This window comes from Kitasatospora sp. Ki12 (assembly GCF_054601375.1).
Window position 1 is genome coordinate 2,013,355 of the sequence record NZ_BAAIHT010000002.1, and the last position, 19,181, is coordinate 2,032,535.

General features: G+C 69.2%; 15 protein-coding genes and 2 pseudogenes. 13 read left to right on the forward strand and 4 right to left on the reverse strand.

Annotated elements, in window-relative coordinates:
* Window positions 1-268 precede the first annotated feature (268 nt).
* The gene (locus ACYP53_RS26305; RefSeq protein WP_459649205.1) at window positions 269-3,535 is read left to right on the forward strand and encodes a CHAT domain-containing protein; all 3,267 of its coding nucleotides are present in this window, start codon (window positions 269-271) and stop codon (window positions 3,533-3,535) included.
* A gap of 1,382 nt (window positions 3,536-4,917) precedes the next feature.
* Window positions 4,918-5,010 (forward strand): annotated as a pseudogene (locus tag ACYP53_RS26310) (helix-turn-helix domain-containing protein); the annotation flags it as partial.
* Window positions 5,011-5,236: 226 nt separating this feature from the next.
* Here the strand turns inward: ACYP53_RS26310 and ACYP53_RS26315 are convergent.
* The 4 genes and pseudogenes from ACYP53_RS26315 to ACYP53_RS26330 form a co-directional block, all read right to left on the reverse strand.
* A pseudogene (locus ACYP53_RS26315) lies at window positions 5,237-5,635 on the reverse strand (SPDY domain-containing protein); the annotation flags it as partial.
* Window positions 5,569-6,447 carry an SPDY domain-containing protein gene (locus ACYP53_RS26320; RefSeq protein WP_459649206.1) on the reverse strand — a complete coding sequence of 293 codons (879 nt, stop codon included), beginning with the start codon at window positions 6,445-6,447 and terminating at the stop codon, window positions 5,569-5,571. The pseudogene ACYP53_RS26315 and the gene ACYP53_RS26320, both read right to left, overlap by 67 nt.
* On the reverse strand, window positions 6,437-7,198 hold the full coding sequence (locus tag ACYP53_RS26325; RefSeq protein ID WP_459649207.1) for a DUF317 domain-containing protein: 762 nt from the start codon (window positions 7,196-7,198) through the stop codon (window positions 6,437-6,439). The genes ACYP53_RS26320 and ACYP53_RS26325 overlap by 11 nt, the downstream gene beginning before the upstream one ends.
* 288 nt (window positions 7,199-7,486) lie before the next feature.
* Window positions 7,487-8,242 (reverse strand): DNA-methyltransferase, encoded by a 756-nt coding sequence (locus ACYP53_RS26330; protein ID WP_459649208.1) that lies wholly within the window; start codon window positions 8,240-8,242, stop codon window positions 7,487-7,489.
* Between the two features lie 444 nt (window positions 8,243-8,686).
* Between ACYP53_RS26330 and ACYP53_RS26335 the strand changes: the two genes are divergently transcribed.
* From ACYP53_RS26335 to ACYP53_RS26385, 11 genes are all read left to right on the forward strand, one after another.
* The gene (locus ACYP53_RS26335) at window positions 8,687-9,877 is read left to right on the forward strand and encodes a C40 family peptidase (protein WP_459649209.1); all 1,191 of its coding nucleotides are present in this window, start codon (window positions 8,687-8,689) and stop codon (window positions 9,875-9,877) included.
* 217 nt (window positions 9,878-10,094) lie between these two features.
* Window positions 10,095-10,403 (forward strand): DUF6112 family protein, encoded by a 309-nt coding sequence (locus tag ACYP53_RS26340; protein WP_449789081.1) that lies wholly within the window; start codon window positions 10,095-10,097, stop codon window positions 10,401-10,403.
* Between the two features lie 26 nt (window positions 10,404-10,429).
* A complete protein-coding gene (locus tag ACYP53_RS26345) occupies window positions 10,430-11,119 on the forward strand; it encodes a hypothetical protein (protein ID WP_459649210.1) in 690 nt (229 codons plus the stop codon).
* Between the two features lie 42 nt (window positions 11,120-11,161).
* Window positions 11,162-12,640, forward strand: a complete 1,479-nt coding sequence (locus ACYP53_RS26350) for an SCO6881 family protein (RefSeq protein ID WP_459649831.1) — start codon at window positions 11,162-11,164, stop codon at window positions 12,638-12,640.
* 135 nt (window positions 12,641-12,775) lie between these two features.
* A complete protein-coding gene (locus ACYP53_RS26355; protein ID WP_459649832.1) occupies window positions 12,776-14,224 on the forward strand; it encodes an SCO6880 family protein in 1,449 nt (482 codons plus the stop codon).
* A 21-nt stretch (window positions 14,225-14,245) separates the two neighbouring features.
* The gene (locus ACYP53_RS26360) at window positions 14,246-14,680 is read left to right on the forward strand and encodes a DUF6238 family protein (protein ID WP_459649211.1); all 435 of its coding nucleotides are present in this window, start codon (window positions 14,246-14,248) and stop codon (window positions 14,678-14,680) included.
* Between the two features lie 27 nt (window positions 14,681-14,707).
* Window positions 14,708-16,237 (forward strand): ATP-binding protein, encoded by a 1,530-nt coding sequence (locus ACYP53_RS26365; RefSeq protein ID WP_459649212.1) that lies wholly within the window; start codon window positions 14,708-14,710, stop codon window positions 16,235-16,237.
* Window positions 16,238-16,321: 84 nt separating this feature from the next.
* Entirely contained in the window at window positions 16,322-17,104 is a 783-nt protein-coding gene (locus ACYP53_RS26370) for a plasmid replication/partition related protein (RefSeq protein WP_449788911.1), read from the forward strand.
* Window positions 17,101-17,610, forward strand: coding sequence for a hypothetical protein (locus ACYP53_RS26375; RefSeq protein WP_459649213.1), 510 nt, complete (start codon window positions 17,101-17,103; stop codon window positions 17,608-17,610). The genes ACYP53_RS26370 and ACYP53_RS26375 overlap by 4 nt, the downstream gene beginning before the upstream one ends.
* 47 nt (window positions 17,611-17,657) lie before the next feature.
* On the forward strand, window positions 17,658-18,329 hold the full coding sequence (locus ACYP53_RS26380; RefSeq protein ID WP_449788913.1) for a hypothetical protein: 672 nt from the start codon (window positions 17,658-17,660) through the stop codon (window positions 18,327-18,329).
* Between the two features lie 214 nt (window positions 18,330-18,543).
* Window positions 18,544-19,101, forward strand: coding sequence for a hypothetical protein (locus tag ACYP53_RS26385; RefSeq protein ID WP_459649214.1), 558 nt, complete (start codon window positions 18,544-18,546; stop codon window positions 19,099-19,101).
* The last annotated feature ends 80 nt before the right edge of the window (window positions 19,102-19,181 follow it).

The window sequence follows — 19,181 nt, forward strand, 5'->3', positions numbered from 1 at the left end:
CGCGAGCTCCCGGGCGGCGCCCTTCTTCGTGGCCAGGCGGCGGAGGGCGGGGAGTTGCTCACAGAGCAACGCGACATCTTGACGCGTATCGGTCATCTGAAACCCCTTGGGGCTCGAGTCCGGCTGCGCGGCGTGCAACGCGGCGCGATGCACACTAGCGTGGTGTACATACCATTTGTCCACGAGGCGCGCTGTCGTGGTGTGGCATCTGCTTCCTTACGGTCAGTTAAGTCGCATTCAGCACCGCTGCGAGACACGTGGAGGAGACATGTCGCGGGAGAGTCTGCTGGCCACGGTGATGGAACGGCTGCACGAGTTCCGGGATGGCCAAGACCCCCAGGTGGTTCTGGGGGAGAAGGCTGCGGGGGAAGCCGCGGCCCTACTGGACAGCCGTACACATCCCGTGTCCGACTGGGAAGCCTTGTGCGCTGTTGGCCTGCTGCACTGGGACAGATACCTTGCACTGCCGCAGAGCGAGGGCAGGGAAGAACTGGAGCAGGCCGTCGAGTTCCTCAGCCCCGTCTATCGGCAGATCCCTGAGGTTGTCCCGACTCAGGTACAGGAGCTCCTAGACGAGGTGACATCGTGGCACGACCAAGCCGTCGACCTCCTCGAGGAAGCTGACACACAGGACCGCACAAAAATTGAGGCGGCGATTGCTCTCTTACAGCGTGCGATTGAGTTCACGGCAGACCTCGACCCCATCCGAGCAGGATACCTGTCTACCTTGTGCACCGCATTCGTAGACCTTCACATCAACACATGGGACATTGATGCACTGGAGCAGGCTATTCAGACAGGCCGGGAGTCAGTCCTGGCCGGCAGGCAGATCGAGGACAATGACGCAGAACTGGCTCTCTACTTGTCCCGATACGGCCAGGCGCTACACGCTCACCACGAGCGTGTAGATGACAAAGAGGAGCTCGTAGAGGCGATATCCGCACTCCGTGAGGCGGTGGCGAGGCGATCGAAAACGAAGAACCGGGGTGACTTCGCGCTCGGCCTCAGCAGCGCGCTGCAGGCCTGGCACGAGCGCGTATACGACCCCGCAGCGCTGGAAGAGGCAATTAGATTCGGCCGGGAAGCCCTTGAAGCCACTCCGGTCGGCCATGTTCTCCGCTGGTCCTCGCTCTCCAACCTCGCCAACGCTCTGCTCCTGTGGCGCAAGAGCTCGGGAGACCGGGCCGCATTGGAAGAGAGCATCAGGCTCTACCGAGAAGCCTCCGACCTTACACCGCTTGGCCACAAAGGCCGTGGGAGCGTTCTGTCGCCACTGGGCACTGCCCTACGCGTCAGGTACGACTCAACTGGCGACCTAGGCACGCTCGACGACGCTGTCGGTATTCTCCGGGATGCAGCCGCGGCAGAGCCAGCCGGGGTGTTGCGCCAGGGGTTTCTGACCAACCTCGGCCACGCCCTGGTCGTTCTCTACCGGCGCACACCCGACGAGGCGACCATCGACGAAGCCATCGCCGCAGACCGGGAAGCGCTCGACGGAACGCGAGACCAAGACCCTCGCACAGCTGGGTTCCTGGTCAATCTGGGAAACGCGTTGATGACCAAGTATGAGCAGACCGGATCCCTGGAGCCCCTCCTTGAGGCACCTGCCGTGCTCAACCAAGCGGTAACCGCAACCCCGGAGACGCACCCCAACCGGGGCATGGTCCTGTCGGGACTCGGCGCAGTACTGAAGATCGTCTACGACAACACGGGGCACCTGCCAGCCCTCACGCAAGCCATCCAAGCGGACCGGCAAGCAGTAGAGGTAACGCCCAGAACGCACCCAGACCGCGCCAGGCTGCTCGCGAACCTGGGCAGCGCCCTGAACACCTGGCATTACGCCTTTCCGGCGGACACCACAGCACGCGATGAGGCCGTAGTCGCTCTGCGTCGAGCAGCGCACATGAACGAGGCGCCGCCGAACATACGTCTGGACGCCGCCCGCGACTGGGGTCGCCTGGAAGCCGCCGCCAGCCACTGGTCCGAGGCGGCCGACGCACTGGCCTTGGCTGTCGACCTACTGCCACGCGTGGCCGCCCGCCACCTATGGCGAAGAGACCAGGAACATCAGCTTTCGCGCTTCCCCGGATTGGTATCCGACGCTACCGCAGCCGCGCTCCACGCTGGTCACCCAACCCGCGCCGTCGAACTGCTGGAGAAGGGGCGGGGAGTCCTGATTACCCAGGCCCTGGAGTCTCGCAGCGACCTCACCGAACTACGCCAGCGAGACAGCGAACTGGCCGACAGATTCGACTGGCTACGCCAAGAACTCGACAGCGACGTGTACACCTCAACACTGACAGCAGACTCCCTCGAATCACCCGCGAGGACCAGAGGCGCCGTGGACCGCCGCCAAGCACTCGCCCTCCAATGGGACCAACTCACCGACCAGGAACCCGAACTGCGCCGCTTCCTATCACCACTGGGGTATGACGAACTGCTCGGTGCGGCCCACTCGGGCCCCATCATCACCATCAACGTCAGCCAATATGGCTCCGACGCCCTCATTCTGGCTCGCAATGACTTGCATGTCATACCACTACCCGAACTCACACCCGAAGCCCTCGCCGAGCAAGCGGACGCCTTCCTGGATGCCGTCAGGACCGCCCAGGACCAACAGGCGGACATCGAGAAGCGCGCCGATGCGGAAGAGAATGCCTCCGGTACCCTCGGCTGGCTGTGGGACACCATTGCCGAACCAGTTCTCACCGACCTCGGCCTCACCACTGCTCCCCGGCGCGGCCAGCCGTGGCCTCGGGTCTGGTGGTCGCCGACCGGCCCACTCAACTTCCTACCCCTGCACGCAGCCGGCCATCACGACCAACACGACGGAGCCTCCCCACGCACAGTCCTAGATCGGGTCGTCTCCTCCTACACCCCCACCATCCGAGCGCTAAGCCGTGCGCGAACCAGAACGACGACGGGCAGACGCTCACACAAACTGATCGTTGCCATGCCACACACACCAGGCCAGGCCGACCTGCCGGAAGTAGAGAAAGCGATCGATATACTCGACAAACACTTTCCGGACGACTTGGAGTGTCTAGTCGGGCCAGAGGCGACTCTTGGCCGCGTCCTCGACGCCCTCCCGCGCTGCGCTTGGGTACACTTCGCCTGCCATGGATCGAGCGATGCCGAGCAGCCGTCAGCTAGTCACCTAATGGTTCATGGAAAGAATCTGTCGGTCCTCAGCGTCTCACGGATCCAGAACGAAAATGCCGAGTTCGCGTTCCTGTCGGCATGTAGCACCAATCAGCACGGAAACCCGGCGCTCGCGGACGAGGCCATTCATGTGGCGTCCGCCTTCCAGCTAGCTGGCTACACCCATGTCGTCGGCACCTTGTGGCCCATTACTGTCAGCACGGCTATAACGGTTACCGAGGCAATTTATGAGACTCTCCACGCTGGCGGCACAGCCGGCGCACTGGGAGTCGCTCACACGGCGTCAGCCCTGGGGGACGTCGTCCGCCACATTCGCGACGAGGCGCCAGATGTTCCCTCGCGATGGGCTTCTTATATGCACACAGGACCCTAATTGGAGATCGCAATTGTCGCTGAAGTGCAGGGGTCTGCCCGATTCCTAAGCGCTCCGAGGTTGACTCAAAGTGGCGGAGGTGTGGGGCGTCGGGAAATCCTCCCGATTCCTTCGACGAATGTGCGGTTGAGATCCGAGGGGGCAAGATCAACAACCTCTACCCATGAGGCGGCCGCCGATTTTGCCGGATGGGTCCGAGGTGGCGGATGCGCGACTACGGGCACGGCTTGTCGGGCCTGATCGGCCGCAAGGTCAGCTCGCAGCTGGCAATTGGAGGTGTTGGGTGAAGCGCAAGCTGGGGAGTGGACGAGATAATGATCAGCAAGCAGAAGCATTCTAAGGACCAGCCATGCAACCGACTTGCACCATCTGCGGGAAACCTACTGGCACACTCCTATGCCTCCAGGGAGGCGGCAAGTGGCTGACTGGCGTCCTGATGAAGCTGGGAATACCACCCAATGATGCTAAGTTCATGATCAGCAGGTTTCTTGACTGTGGACCTGGCGAAGTTTTCAACCATCAAAAGTATGAAGATTTGCCGTTGCTCTGTTGCCGCGAATGCGCCATAAAGGGTGGCTTTCCAGCTCCCGAACCCGCTGGCATTCAGAATCCCACTGTCATTTGTCAGCCTTACGACTGGGAATAAGGCGCCATCTCAACTGGCTGTCTCGGTAGCTCGGCTGCCGGGCTGCCTCGGGCGGACCGCAATAGGCGCTGGGCAGATGGGTGGGCGGCAGAACGGACAACGGTGGGTTATGCGCTCAGCCCAGGGTGGAGGCTGACCAGGGCTCAGAGCTTCGGATCGAGTTCGTTCGCGCGGACTGGACTGTGCCGGTCGGCGAGGCCCGGCCTCGGTGGGATGCGCACTCACGAAGCGACCAGGGCGCACGTAACAGGCGGCCCACGCCCGCCGAACGACCTCGGCGACGGCCGGACTCACCTCCCCATCTGGGAGGCTTGCACGCCTCGACCGTGCCCACCCCGGACTGCAGCAAGCGCCAGTACTCGGCTTCCAGATCGAGCCTGCGCTTCGGTCCCCGCCTCTCCATCAACACTCATTCATCGGCGACAAGGACAGCCGTATAGGCTTTCCACGCCTGCCGAACCACCTCAGCGTCAGCCGGACTGACCTCTCCACCTGGAAGAGCATCCAAGACACGGCACAACGCAGAGTGGGCCTCCTCAAGAGGAGCATTCTGCAATCGAGGGTCTGGTCCGTTACCAGCACAGCGTGCTGACCGGGCTGATGCCCCGCCAAGCGGGGCCGTTGAATCACGGTGCGATGAACTAAGCAGGGTAATCCTTCTCGCTGCTGAACCTGATTGGGTGATGTCGGGCTGTTCGCCGAACAGTGGACAGGTGGCTTCGGTAGTCCTGGAACGGTGAGATATCCGCAGGGCGGCAGTTTGACCGACGCTGAGAGAGTCGCGCGGGAGCGGGTCCGGCACCAGGCCGTGACTCACTTCGAGGCCGGTTGAACCGCCCGTCTTGGCCAGCTTGTTCGGTATCGGCGGTGTGCAGGAGGCCGGCACGCCGGTAGGTGATGCTCGCCAGGCCGTCCGGCGAGCGCAGCGTGAGTCGACTGAGGTCCACGCCTTGGGGGGTCCATTCGGCTTGGGCAAAGGGAGCGACCCACTCCAAGGGGCCGGCGGTCCGCTCGTCGAGCCAGGTGTCGCCGTCCGTGCGGTACATGCGGGCGAGTTCGGTCGTGACGGACTTGACGATCTCGATCGGGGTGTCGGTGGAGAAGTTCGCGACCCAGCGGGGCGCTTCGAAGGCGTCCGCGCCGGGGGCGACGGCGATCTTCCACAGGGTGTCCCAGTCCTGTTCGGGGATGAATCCGACCCGGATGCGCCCGTCCGTCGTGAAGGCGAAGAAGTTGCCCAGCTCGTCGTGGTGCTGCTCGACGCTCGGCAGGTCGAGGATGGGCTGGAGCGCGGGATCGCCCACGTGCGGGCTTCCAGCCAGGTAGACCGGATGGACGTGAACGTCGCCGTCGACTTCCGTCCAGTGTCGAGGGCGCGGGGTGGTGCTCAGGTCTTCCTCCCTGCTGATCGAGTGGCGGCGACCTGTGCTGCCGTGGCAGCTGCGGCGTCCCACCGCGCCACCGCGATGTCGGCCAGCGTGGTGCGCCCGGTGGCGGCCGTGGGCCGCGGTGACTCCTTGTAGGGCCGGATCTCAACCGCGCCCAGGTGGGCAGTGGGGACGTCCGCGAGTCGCCGTATCTCGGGCTGCGGGTCGGTAAGGTGGCCCAGGGCTGCGGTGATCAGGCGGGTGGGTGCGTCCTTGGAGAAGCGGGCTCGCCACCCCGTTCGCGGGTCGCGGGCCCACAGGGTGACCTCGGCCGGATGATCCGCGCCCCAGGGCTCGTTGTAGAACCCTCCGCCGTCCCAGCGGATCAGCCCTGTGGTGGCGTCGGGGGACTGGAACGCCATGCTGGACTCCGTGCTGACGTCGAGCCAGTCGGCCTCGCGCATCTGGTTCAGCAGTGTCTCGCAGGTGTTCTCCCGGCCCCAGAGCGCTTCGTCCTTCGCGATGTGGCTGCTGCGGGACAAGGCGAAGGACAGGGTTCCGGCGACGGCAAGCGCGATCTGGTACGGGGTCTCCAGGTCGAAGGCGGCGTGCCAGGACCGTTCACCAACCGGGGACTCGTATCCGGCGACCGTCCAGCGGGAGTTGCGGTCGCCGGGCTCGTGGCCGAGCCGGATCCGGCCGGTGAGGCAGTCGCTGATGGCGACGCTGGTGTCTCCGCCGTCGCAGGAGTATCGGGACCAGCTTGGGTGCTCGGCGAGGAAGGCCTCGAACGCCGCATTGGCGCTGTCCAGGTCGCCGGGCCCGGCCAGGTAGCCGGGGCTCACCACGACGTGCTGCTCGGCCTGCGCAGTGCGGTGGCTGGAGTGGTCACCGGCCACGGACGGGCTCCGGGCATCGTCGGGCCACCGGGCGGGTGCGCAGAAGGGCGCGGTGGAGCATCGGGATCTGGGAGGCCCGGCGCGTGTAGCGGCCGGGGTCGGTGACGGCGCGCAGGGCCGCCATGATGACGCTGGTCGGGACGTCACGGCTGAACTTGCCTGTCCACCAGGTTCCTTCGTGGCCGCGGGCTCCGGCAGTGAGGGTGTAGGCGATGTCGGCGGTGCCGCCATGGCCCTCGGCGGCGCGGTGGATCTGCACAGTGGCGGTGTCGTCGGGCGCATCGAGGGTCGCGGCGCAGCACCGGGTGCCGGCACTCCAGCGGGCGCGAGCTGCCTCTGCGTGGAGGGCGTTGAGGGTGTTGGCGTGGGAGGTGCGGCTCCACAGTTGCTGCTCGCGTTCGGGGTGGGTGGGCTGGCCCGTGCCATGGGCGAGACGACGGGCCACGGCCATGACCACCTCGGCCGGTGTAGGCGCGTCGAAGGTGACGTGCCAGGCGAAGTCGCTCAGCGGGCTGCGGCTGGAGCCGATGATCCACCGTGGGTAGGGGCTGTCCGCAGCTCGGTTGAGAATGACGAGCCCGGTCGCGCTCTCGTGGCTGGCGACCAGGTTGTCGTCCACCACGGTCAGCAGCCAGTCGTCTCGCCCCCGGCCGAACGCGAAGAGCGTGTCGAGGTCCTCGCCGGGTCCGGCGAGGTAGCCCGGGAAGACCGCCATCGGCATGTCGTGGGTGTGCGGGTTGGTGTGCGCCATCGGCGTGGTGGCTCCGTTGGGTGGTGGGGTGGCCCCGGAGTGCTCCGGGGCCGCTGAGGTGAGGCTGTGTCCGAGGAGACCGGGGTCACGTTCGGCCTGGGGATCTCGGCGAGCGCCTGGGCACGGCCGGCTCCGATGCCATGGGGTGCGCGCGCCTGCGGTGGACGTGCGGCGAGCCGGCCGTTCTACCGGACGACCTTGTGGGCGACGGCCGGGCTGGTGTCGAGCGCAGGCCGTCTGCGGGCTGCTCGCGGGTGGGCGCCGTCCCGTAGTCGAGGTCGGAGGCGCCTACTCCGAGGCCTGGTCGACGGCCTCGGCTGTGCGCTTGGCTTCCGCGAGGCGTTCCTCGGCGATGTCGGCGTAGTGGCTGGTCAGCTCGATGCCGAGGAAGGACCGACCTTCGAGCAGGGCAGCGACGCCGGTCGAGCCGGAGCCCGCGGTGAAGTCCAGGATCCTGCCGCCTGGCGGGCAGATCTGGACCAGGTCGCGCATCATCGCGACGGGCTTCTGCGTGATGTGCTGGCGCTTCGATCCGCTGGGCTGGCTGCCTTCCAGCAGGCCCTTGAGGTAGACGGGGTTGCGATCGCCGTCCATGGCACCGCGGCTGCCCCAGACTACGAACTCCGTGTTCTGGGTGAAGCGACCCTTCTGCGGGCGGGCGGCCGGCTTGTACCAGGGCACGATGCCGCGCCAGGTCCAGCCGCCGGCCTGCAGCGCGTCCGTGGTGGTCGGCAACTGCCTCCAGTCGGTGAACACCGCCGCGGTGCCGCCGTCTGCGGTCAGCCGGAAGCTCTCGGCGAGCAGTTGCGAGAGCCAGAAGCCGTACGACCTCTGGTCCTTGTTCTCTCCGGGGAAGTCGGGGAGCTGGTTCTTCGAGCCGACGGTGGTGTACTTCGCCTTCGCGCTTCGGCCGACTCGTTCCTGGGTCGTGCGCCCGCCGCTGTTGTACGGGGGATCGCAGATGACGCAGTCGACCGTGCCGCTCGGCAGTTCGCTCAGGCGGGTCAGGGCGTCGCCCCGGAGGAGGGTGTAGTCGGTCGTCAAATGTCCTCTTGGGTATTTGGGGGGTGTTGCGCGAGAGCCGCTGCCGGGGACGGTTCCGGATACGGCTGGCGCATAGAAGTGAGCCCCGGAACACGGGTGGCTGCGGGGCTTCCTTCGAAGGTAGAAGTCGGGATGTCTCCCGTGCAAGGACTTCGGCAATTTTTACGAATGTTCGCGAACTCCTTGCACGGGAGACATTCGGATCTCTACGTTCGAAGACGTCGCCACAAGCGCCACGACCTGGGCAGACGAAATCTACAGATTCCGTCGAAATCCCGGGCTGGCCGCGACGCCCCCTTCCCCGATGCGCATCGAGTCGCCTTTTCGCGATCCGCTTGCGCACTCCAACGATCGGAGATTCCCCTTGCCGGGACTTCACCATTTCATGCCTTCCGGCGCCCCGCCGGGTCTGAGCCGAAAGGACACGCATCTGCGGCAGGCAATGTGAAGAAGGCTGTCGCCGGTCTCGGCGCGGCCGGTCTCGCGGCTCCTTTCCTGCTGATCCTGCCGCTGCTCGTTGTCCTTGGGCACGACGCCAAGGCCAAGGCGGACTGTGTGAGTGCGGGCGGCGCGGGTGCTCAGAGCGTGGACCCCGCCGCGGTGGAGTCGGCGGTGAAGCTGATCCTCGGCGGCCAGTCCGGCCCGACCGTGCCGACTGAGGGCCTCGACCTGCCGTCCGTGCAGATACCGATGGCCAAGACGATCGCGGCCACCGGTATCGCGCTGCAGGTCCCGCCGCGCGGGCAGGTGATCGCGATCGCCACGGCCATGCAGGAGTCTCGACTGCGTAACCTCGCCGGCGGGGACCGGGACTCGCTCGGCCTCTTCCAGCAGCGGCCCTCCATGGGCTGGGGCAGCCCGTCACAGCTGCAGGATCCGGTGTACGCGAGCACCGCGTTCTACAAGGAGCTGCTCAAGGTTCCTGGCTGGCAGGACAAGCCGCTCACCGTTGCCGCCCAGGCCGTACAGAAGAGCGGCTTCCCGGATGCCTACGCGCAGTGGGAACCGTTGGCCACCGCCCTGCAGCAGGCCATCACCAAGGCCCTTGGCTCCCCCGCCGCCGGCACCGGCGCCACCGCCGCACCGGCGGCCACGGCACCGGCTTCCTCCCCGTCGACCGCGGCACCACCTTCGGCCCCTGCGGCCTCCCCGGGGTCGTGCACGCCGCCGAGCGGCGGTACCAACTGGGGCACCATCCCGCCCGGCGCCCTGCCCGCCGGCTACCAGATCCCGACCGACGCCAGCGCACAGGTGCAGGCCGCGATCCGCTGGGGCCTGGGCCAGTTGAACACCCCCTACCAGTGGGGTGGCACCTGCACCGACAGCCACGGCACCGACCCGATGCAGCACTGCGACTGCAGCAGCCTCATGCAACAGGCCTACAAGGCCGCCGGATTCGCCATCGACCGCACCACGTACGACCAGGTGAAGAACGGCACCGCCGTCGCACTCGACCAACTCCGGCCCGGAGACCTGCTGTTCACCCGTCCCGGCCCCAACGGCCCCGAACACGTGGGGATGTTCATCGGCGCGGGGCTCGTCCTGCACGCGCCGCACACCGGCGACGTCGTACGGATCGCCACCCTCGACAGCTGGCGCACGGACGTGATCGCCGCCCGGCGGATCGCCCCCTGATCACTGCTGACCTGACCGCCGGAGCCTGGGAGTTCCCAGTCTACCCGCGCAGGGCGGGGCGCCACCGGCGTCGCTCGCCGACACCCCAGTCGCCACCGCGACGGCTCAGACCTTCTCCCACATCCCACGTGGGCTCTCCCCCTTCTTCCCTTCCTCCGGCCGGACGGCGCGCGTACGCGCCCCGGCACGCCTTCTACAGGAGAAACGTTTGTCCTTGATCCTCGCAGCCACCACCGCCACGCAGCTGGCCTTCGACCCCGGCGTGGCGCCCGCCGAGGGCGGCCTGCCCGGCCTCGGCGTCCTCAAGCAGGTCGTCTCCTCCATCAACCTGTTCGCGGTCATCGCGACCGTCGGCGCGCTGTGCGTGGCCGGCGTCGTGTGGGCGTGGGGCCACCACACCGGCAGCCACGGCGCCGAGGCGAAGGGCAAGCAGGGCTCGATGGTCGCGGCCGGTGTCGCGCTGCTGCTCGGCGCCGCTAACGGTCTGGTCAGCTTCTTCTCCGCACTGGGGACGCAGGTCAAGTAGTGCGAGAGCGCAAGTACCCGTCCCCGGTGCGGTTTCGCAGCGGCGACCCGATCGCCGTCCGGCGGCTTCTGATCGGCCTGGCAGTCCTCGTGGTCGCCGGCCTGCTCGCCGGGCTCCTCGCCCGTCTGTCGGGCGGCGACGAACACCGCGACCGGCCGCCCACTGCCGCACCCACCCTGCGTCCCGCCCACTCACCCTCCCCCGCCTCCGCCGCTGGGTCCGCCTCCGGCCGACCCGCCGCTGCTGGCACGGGCGCGGCCGTGGCCGCCCCGCCACACACCACCAGCCCCACCGAGTTCGCCGCGGCCTTCGTCGGCGCGCTGTGGACCTACGACTCCCGGGCCACCAGCCAGCAGGACTTCGTGAATGGGCTGCGCAGGTGGCTCACCCACGAGGCCCAGTACGCAGACGGCGCGTCCGTCGAGGGCCAGGTCCCCGACCCCGTGATGTGGTCGCGTCTGTCCGCCAACGGCCAGACCTCCAAGGCCGCCATCAGCGAGGCGCACGTGCCCGACGCCTACTCGCGAGCCATCGCCGCCAACCCGGGCGCGCTCACCGCCGCGTACGTCTACGCCGTCACCGTCACCGGCAAGGTCGAGGTGGCATGGGACGGCGGCGGCCGGGGCGCCGAAGACCGCGCGATCACCCTGGCCGTCCAGTGCCGCCCCATGCAGGACTGCGCGCTGGCCGCCGTCGCCCCCACCGTCTACCCCTAACCACTCCTTCCCCCAGGAGTCCACTTGAGGAGCTGATCATCTATCGGGTTCTGTGATGTCCCTGGCGTGAACTTGCTCTGCGACGGCGCCAGCGCGGTCGCCGACTCCGTCACCTCCGGCATCGGCAACTGGATCGCGAAGAGCTGCGGCGAACTCGCCTCCTCCGCCGTCGACATGGCCTCGCGGGCGGTCGACGAGACCACCCGGGTCGACCTGAGCGCGGGATGGTTCCGCGACAACTACGGCCTGGTGCTGTCCATCGGGCTCACCGTGATCGTACTGACGTTCATCCTGCAGTTGATGCGGGCCGCCTGGCGGCGGGACGGTCAGGCCCTGGGCCAGGCGGTCACGGCCACCATCAGCTCTGTGCTCTTCGCTGTCACGGCGATCACGTTCACCTCGGTAGCCCTGGCCGTGGTCGACGCCTTGTCCCGCAGTCTGTTCGAGATCGCCAACGTCTCGATCTCCGATGCTGTCCGAAGGATCGTCAAGGTCGGTGAGCTCGGTGTCATCATCCCGCTCGGCTGGCTCGTGCCGGTGTTCGCCGCCATCGGATGCGCCATCGGCGCGGTCCTCTACTGGGCGATGATGGTCATGCGGAAGGTGACGATCCTCGTGCTCGTCGTCCTGGCCCCGCTGGCCGCGGCCGGCGGGCCCTGGGAGCCCACCCGCGACTGGCGTCGCAAGTGGATCGAGGCCACCGCCACCCTGGTTTTCACGAAGCTCGTAGTCACGATCGTCATGCTGGTCGGCGTGTCCGCGATCGGCCAGAGCGATACCAGGGACGGCATCGCGGCGCTCAGCGACATCATCGCCGGTCTCGTGGTGATGGCGCTCGTCCTGTGCGCCCCGTTCATGGTCTTCAAGTTCGTCCACTGGTCGTCAGCCGACGGCGGCCAGAGCCACGACCTGCACCGCTCCACGGCTGCGGGGCTGCAGGCCGCGACCTCGACCGCCAAGAAGGGCGGCCAGCTGGCCATGACCGCCGCGACCGGTGGAGCGGGCGCGGGCGCCGGAGCAGCCGCAGGCGCCGGTGGAGCCGGAGCCGGCGGCGCCGCAGGAGCGGGCGCTGCCAGCCCGCAGGGACCGGCCCAGGTCCCCGGCCAGGCCATGGGCGACGGTGGCGGTGGCGGGTCGCAGGGATCCGAGCCGTCCACCGTCCTCGCCAAGGCCACCCCGGCGGCCTTCCGCTACGGGGAGGGTACGCGGTCGGGCCCTGGCGACGGCGGCGTCCCGCTGGTCTCCCGCCCGGCGTCCGACCGCAGCGACGGCGACCAGGGGCAGGCGCTCGTCACGCGCCCCGGCTCGTCCGGGGCCTCCCCCGCAGGGCCGTCCCCGGCATCGGGCGGCGCCTCGGCCGCCGCCTCGCCCGCGGTCCGGATCACCACACCGGGCTCGGCCGCTGCCCCTGCCGGGGCCGCCGCGCCCTTCGACCCGGTGATCGCCCCGCCCGCCGGGCCCGCCGCCACCGGTGCCGACGCCGGTACGCGCTTCACCTTCCCGCAGCGCCCGCCGTCCTGACGGACTGGCCCACCGCGCTTTCCCTCCCGTGTCCCAAGCGGCTGGCCATCTCGTGCCGCCGCCTGCCCTCCCGGCCCGCACTCACGCGGGCCGGGAGGGCCCCCGGGACAGCTCCCCGACTCCAGAGAGCACCACCTGAGCACCCCCGCCACCATCAAGTTCCCCACCCGCTCCCGCCGGGGCATCCTCCTCGGCCTGACCTTCCCTCAGCTCGTCGTCGTCGGCGTCGCCGGCCTGCTCCTGCTCGGCGTCCTGATGGCCTCCGGCGTCGTCGCCGCCGTGGCCCTGAGCCCCCTGTGGGCGCTGCTCGCCGCCACGGTCGTGGTACGAATACGCGGCCGGTCCCCGGCCGAGTGGGCGCCTGTCGCCTTGCGCTACTGGCTGCGCCGAGCCCGCGGCCAGCTGCTGTGGCTCGCCCGCCCCTCGACCCGCCCCCGCGTCGAAGGTCTGCTCCACCTGCCCGGAACCGCCGCGTCGCTGCGCGCGGTCACCTCTCCGGACGGCCGACTCGGCGCGGTCCACGACCAGCAGCGGGCTACCCTCACCGCCGTCACCCGCGTCAGCAGCCGCGCGTTCGCGCTGCTCGACCCCGGCACGCAGTCCGACAACGTGGCCGGCTGGGGCCGGGCCCTGGCGGCGCTGTCCCGCTCCGGGCAGATCGCCCGCATCCAGGTCGTCGAGCGCACCGTCCCCGACTCCGGGGACGCCCTGCAGCGCTACTGGCTGGAGCACGGCCGCCCCAACACTCCGGTCGCCGGCCCCATCTACGAGGATCTGCTCTCCGCAGCAGGCCCAGCCGCAGCCCCCCACGAGGCGTATGTCGCCGTTTCGATGGATCTGCGCGCCGCCCGGCGCCTCATCAACCAGGCCGGCGGCGGACTGGCCGGCTCGTTCTCCGTTCTCCAGCAGCTCACATCCTCCCTCGACCAGTCCCTGCGCGGCGCCGGGCTCGCCCCGGGCGGCTGGCTGACCGCGGGCGAGATCGCTGCCACCGTCCGGACCGCCTACGACCCGAAGGTTCTGGGCGCGCTGGAGCGGTGGTCCGACTCCGGCCGACCCGAGGCCGACGTGGCCGCCGCCGGACCCGTCGTCCTCGTCGAGGAACCTGAGAAGATCCGCACCGACTCCGCCCACCACGCGGTCTACTGGATCGAGCAGTGGCCCCGGACGGAGACGTCGGCCGGTTTCCTCCACCAGCTCCTGTACAGCAGCGGCGTGCGGCGCACCCTTTCGCTCCTCTACACCCCCCAGGGCCTGGACGCCGCCCTCAAGGACGTCCAGCGCAAGAAGGCGACCATCATCGCCGACGCCGCCGAGCGCGTGCGTCGCGGCCAGGTCGACAGCGAGGCCGACACGGTCGAGTACGCCGACGTCAAGGAACGCGAGCTGCAACTCATCGCCGGCCATGCGGACGTCGCCATGACCGGCCTGCTCGTCGTCTCCGCCGACGACGCCGAGGCGCTCAACTCCGCCTGCGCCCAGGTCGAAACCGCCGCCGTCGCCGCCCTGATCGACCTGCGCCGCCTCACCATGCAGCAGGCCGAAGCCTTCAGCGCCGCCGCCCTGCCGCTGGCCCGCCTCTGACCGCCGAAGGGCACCGTCTCCATGGACCACGACGAGCCGAACCTCATCAGGTTCGCCACCGCCGCCATCGCATCCCAGCGCGACATCGAGCTGACGAGTCGCCAACCCCTCTCCCGCGAGGAACTCGACGCGCTCCACGAGCTCAGCATCGCACTGCACACCCTCCTCGACCGGGCGACCGCGCGCACCCGCGCCCACGCCGCCGCCGAGGGCGACCAGCTCCACAACTCCCGGATCCGGCTCTGGCAGGTGTGCGAGCACCTGCACGCCGCCTACCACGCGGCGCCCCGCGCGGACGGCCGCCTGCCGACCAGGGAGGCCTGTGCGACACGCCTGCCCGAAGGCGCTCCCGACCTCACCGTCTGCCAGCGCCACCTCAAAACCAGCGCCCACGTGAGGCAGTTCACGACCCCCACCGACCTGCACGCCCCCGTCGCCGGCCTGATCCGCCGCTGACCGGCGGACGAGAAGAGACACTCCTCCTTGCGCATACGCACCAGCGCCAGCGCGCTGTTCACCCCCACCGGCGGCGATCGCGACGACCGCCGCCGCGCCCGCCGCGACCTGGCCGCCGCCCGCCGCGAAGCCCGCCTCGCCGACCAGCCGCGGCGGCGCACCCTCACCGCCGGCGTCGACGAACTCGACGCGCGCCCGCTCTACCCGGCCGCCGGGCGTCCGGGCCCCGCCTCCGCCCGCGGCGGCAAGTTCAAGCTCCCCCCGCACCGGATGACCACCGCCGTCGCCGCCGGCGCCTACCCGTTCCTGGCCGAGGGTGGCCTCGGCGCAGGGGGCATCTACATCGGCCGGGACGTCCACGCCGAAGGGTCCTTCTGCTTCGACCCGTTCAGCCTGTACGGGAAAGTTGAAGGTTTTACTAACCCTAACGTGTTGCTCGCCGGCGTGATCGGCATGGGCAAGTCGGCGCTGGCCAAAAGCCTTGCCCTGCGCAGCATCGCGCACGGCTACAAGGTCTACATCCCCTGCGATCCCAAGGGGGAGTGGAGTGGGGTGGCCGAGGCGCTCGGGGGGCGGACCATCGCCCTCGGGCCCGGGATGAGCGGCAGGTTGAACCCGCTGGACGCTCCCGCCGCCCCGGCCGGCGTGAACCTCGCCGACTGGACCACCGAGGTCCGCAAGCGGAGGCTCCTGCTGCTCGGCGCGCTCGCCCGCACCGTGCTCGGCCGCGACCTGGTCCCGATGGAGCACACCGCGCTCGACGTCGCGCTCGACGAGGTCGTCTCCGACGCCGAGCGCACCGGCCGGGTTCCGCTGCTTGGCGACATCGCCGCCATGCTCGGCGACGCGCGGCGCCTCGACGACGCCCTCGGCGATCCCGCCCGCCGCCTCGGCGCCGCCGCCGAGGACCTCGCCCATGCGCTGCGGCGCCTCGTCCAGGGCGACCTCGCCGGGATGTTCGACGCGCCGAGCACCGTGGAGTTCGACGCCCGGTCACCGATGCTGAGCATCGACCTCTCCCAGCTCGGATCCGCAGGTGATGACACCGCGCTCATCCTGGCGATGACCTGTGCCTCCGCCTGGATGGAGGCGGCCCTGTCCGACCCCGGCGGCGGACGGCGCTGGGTGGTGTACGACGAGGCCTGGCGGCTCATGCGCCACCTGCCGCTGCTCGAACGAATGCAGCAGCAGTGGAAGCTCAGCCGCGGCCTCGGCATTGCCAACCTTTTGGTGATCCACCGCCTCTCCGACCTCCTGTCGGCCGGCGATGCCGGATCCCGCGGCCGGGCCCTGGCCGAAGGCCTGCTCACCGACTGCGCGACTCGGATCATCTACCGGCAGGAGCCGGACCAGCTCGCCGCGACCGCAAGCTTGCTGGGGCTGACCGGAGTTGAGACTCAGGCCATCGCGGCGCTCACCCGGGGACGCGGCCTCTACAAGATCGCCGGCCGGAGCTTCGTGGTGCAGCATCTCCTCCACCCCGCCGAGCGGAGCCTCTACGACACCGACAGCCGCATGAAGGCCAATGCCCCGCGAGACCAACTCTCCGCCGCGTAGCGGTCGCTGGCGCCACTGCCGACATCCGCCCACCAACTCTAGGACATCATCATCGAGTTCCACCCCACTGCCGCCTCGTTCCCCATGCTCGACGACGACGAGCTGCTCGCACTGGCCGAGGACATCAAGGCGAACGGCCAGTACCACCCGATCATGCTCGACGACTCCGGCCGCGTCCTCGACGGCCGCAACCGCATCAAGGCCTGCGAGATCGCCGGCGTGGCGCCGGAGTTCGCCACCTACAGCGGGGACGACCCCGCGATGTTCGCCCTCTCGGTCAATATCCGGCGCCGCAACCTGACCAAGGGGCAGATGGCGATGATCGCCGCGAAGGCCTGTTCACTGAGTGAACAGAGCGACCGTTCACGCAGTGAACGGCCTGCCCGTTCACTGAGTGAACAGGCAGGGGTCTCCCTTGGGCGCATCGGCCAGGCGAACACCGTTCTCCGGCACGCACCCGACCTCGTGGAGCTGGTGATCAACGGCGCGCTCGGGCTCACCGAGGCCTACAACACCGCGCGCGAGGCCAAGGCGCAGGCGGACTCCGTGGAGAACCAGCTTGCCCGGCTTCGCGCGGAGGACCCGGAGCTGGCCGACAAGGTCGTCGAGGGCGAGCTGAGCCTGCCGGCGGCGTGGACGGAGCGCAAGGAACGGGCCGAGGAGGAGGTCCGCCGGCGCCGGGTTGCCACCCAGTTCCTGTGTGAGGTGGTGCCGCCGCTCGCGCAGGCCCGCGGAACCGACACGGTGAAGCTCTACGACGAGCAGTTCATGCTGGTCGGCCGGGCGGTCACCGGCGAGGTGATCGAGCAGGCGATGGCGGCGCTCGCCGAGATGGCCGCGGCCTGGCGGGAGCGTGAGGCGGCATGAGCGTGACCGCCGAAGTGCGGCTGTGGGAGATCGTGGAGGAAGCCGCCCAAGCCGTGACCGACGACACCGGGCGCTTCCGCAAGGGCGATCTCGAATCCGAGGTTCGCCAGCGGCTCTCCGACGCCGACCTCGAAACGCACGTCCAGGCCGCTGCCCTCGACAAGCTCGCGCACGGCCTGGTGCGCGGCTGGGGTGAGCGTCGCAGCCCCAACCCCCGCCGTCGGTCCGGCATGTTCCACCCCCACGGGATCCTCAAGTTGGGCTCCGGGATCTGGGTGTGGATGGAACTCGCCACGCCGACTGACCTCCTGGAGTGGGGCCGCCTGTCCACGCGCAACCTGGCCCGGGTGGCACGTGCCGAGGCCGACCGGCAGGACTACGTCGCCGAGCGCCTCGACGCCTTCCGAATCCACGACGGCCTTCTGCTCGGCCAGCTGGAGCGGATCGTCTTCGGCTACGTCCACGACCCGAGCGACAACCCGGACCTGAGCGACGACGAGGAGTAGCCGCGCTTCCCGGCGTCCTCGCTCAACCACTCAACGAACGGAGGAACGTGCCCTCGCCCACCATCACCTTCGCTGTCGACCCCGCTCTCGACGCGGTCGCCGCTCTGTCCGTAGACCGCTCCAGTCGGCAGCGGCTGGAGCAGGCCGGCTTCGTCCGCGACGACGCGACCGGTCTGCACCGGGTCTCGCGCACCACTGCCGAGTCTCTGGCCCCGCGGCTCGTCACCGAAGCTACCCGCTTGCTCAATGCGGCCGGCTACGACGTCCTGCGCCTGTACTCCGAGACGGAGCAGCAGCAGTCCGTCACGCAGCCGGCACCGGAGGAGCCCACGATGACCCGCGCGCCCGGGACGATCTGGGCCCATCACCTGGCCTCGGACCTGATCTCAGGCCGACTCGTGGTCCACGCCCGGCTCAGCAAGGCTGACGGCCCGACCCAGCTGCTGACCAGCTTTCCGGCGGACGGCGCTGCGGCGGTCCTCTCCACTGACGGCACCGGCTTCTTCGGCGCCACGGAGTACCCCGACCTGGACGCGGCAGTGGTCGGCTGGGGCTATCCGCTGACCTCCCCGTTCCCTCAGCCGGAGCCGCGCAGGGCCGTTGCCTCCGCCTCGCGTTCCACCCGGTACGTCGAGAACGCCAACGAGGTTGTCCTGCCGGATCCGGCCTTGTCGTCGCGGATGCCAGCGCCGCGGGCCGCCGCCGGGATCCATCCGTAAGTCCCCCGGCCGGCCCGGCGCAACGGCCCGCTGCCGCCCACGACCGCAGCCGCTGACCCTGCCCCCAGCAGCCACGTCCAGCCCCACTTCCCTGCTCGCCTTCCTCTCTGCTCGCCCCCAGGAGTGCTTCCTGTCCACCCGCTCTGTCATCGCCCGGCCTACCGACGTCGGCTTCACGGGCATCTACTGCCACCATGACGGCTATCCCAGCCACATGCTGCCCCTCCTGCTGAGCGCTCGGCAGCACCGCTTCCGAGGCGATGTCGAGGCACTGTCCCACCACCTGATCGACACCCCGGCCATCGGCTGGGAGGAGATCGGCGTCGATCTGCTGAACGGAGCCCCTGAGGGGCTGCGGGCCCGGCTGATCGGCAGGGACTCCGTCGCCAGCAGCGAGGTCAGCGCCGGCGGCATCCTCACCTCGGACGGATCGCCGCCCTCGAAGGACATCGTCACCGAGCAGACCACCGAGGGCCTGAACTGGGCGTACGTCCTGCACGCGGAGGGCGTCGAGGTGATTGGCCTGTACGAGTACGAGCGCGGACCGGTGGTGCCCTGGGACACCGAGCCGACCTCCGTCTTCAGTGACTACGCCGGCCTCTGGTCGCCGACCGGTCCGCTGCCCGTGACCGCGCCGCCGTCGTCGGCTGCCGCGGCGGCACGGGCTTCCTCGGGCAAGATCCGCTCCGCCGCGCCCGCTCGAGCAACCGATCCGGACGGTGCGCTCAGCCCGGCTCCCCTGGCCAAGCCTGCTGCCGGCCGGGCGCGCTGACGGCTCGGGACTCTGCCCGCCCCGTCGTCCCCGCGGTGCCCCCACCCGACTCAATCCCTTGGGGCCATCCGCCCTCTACC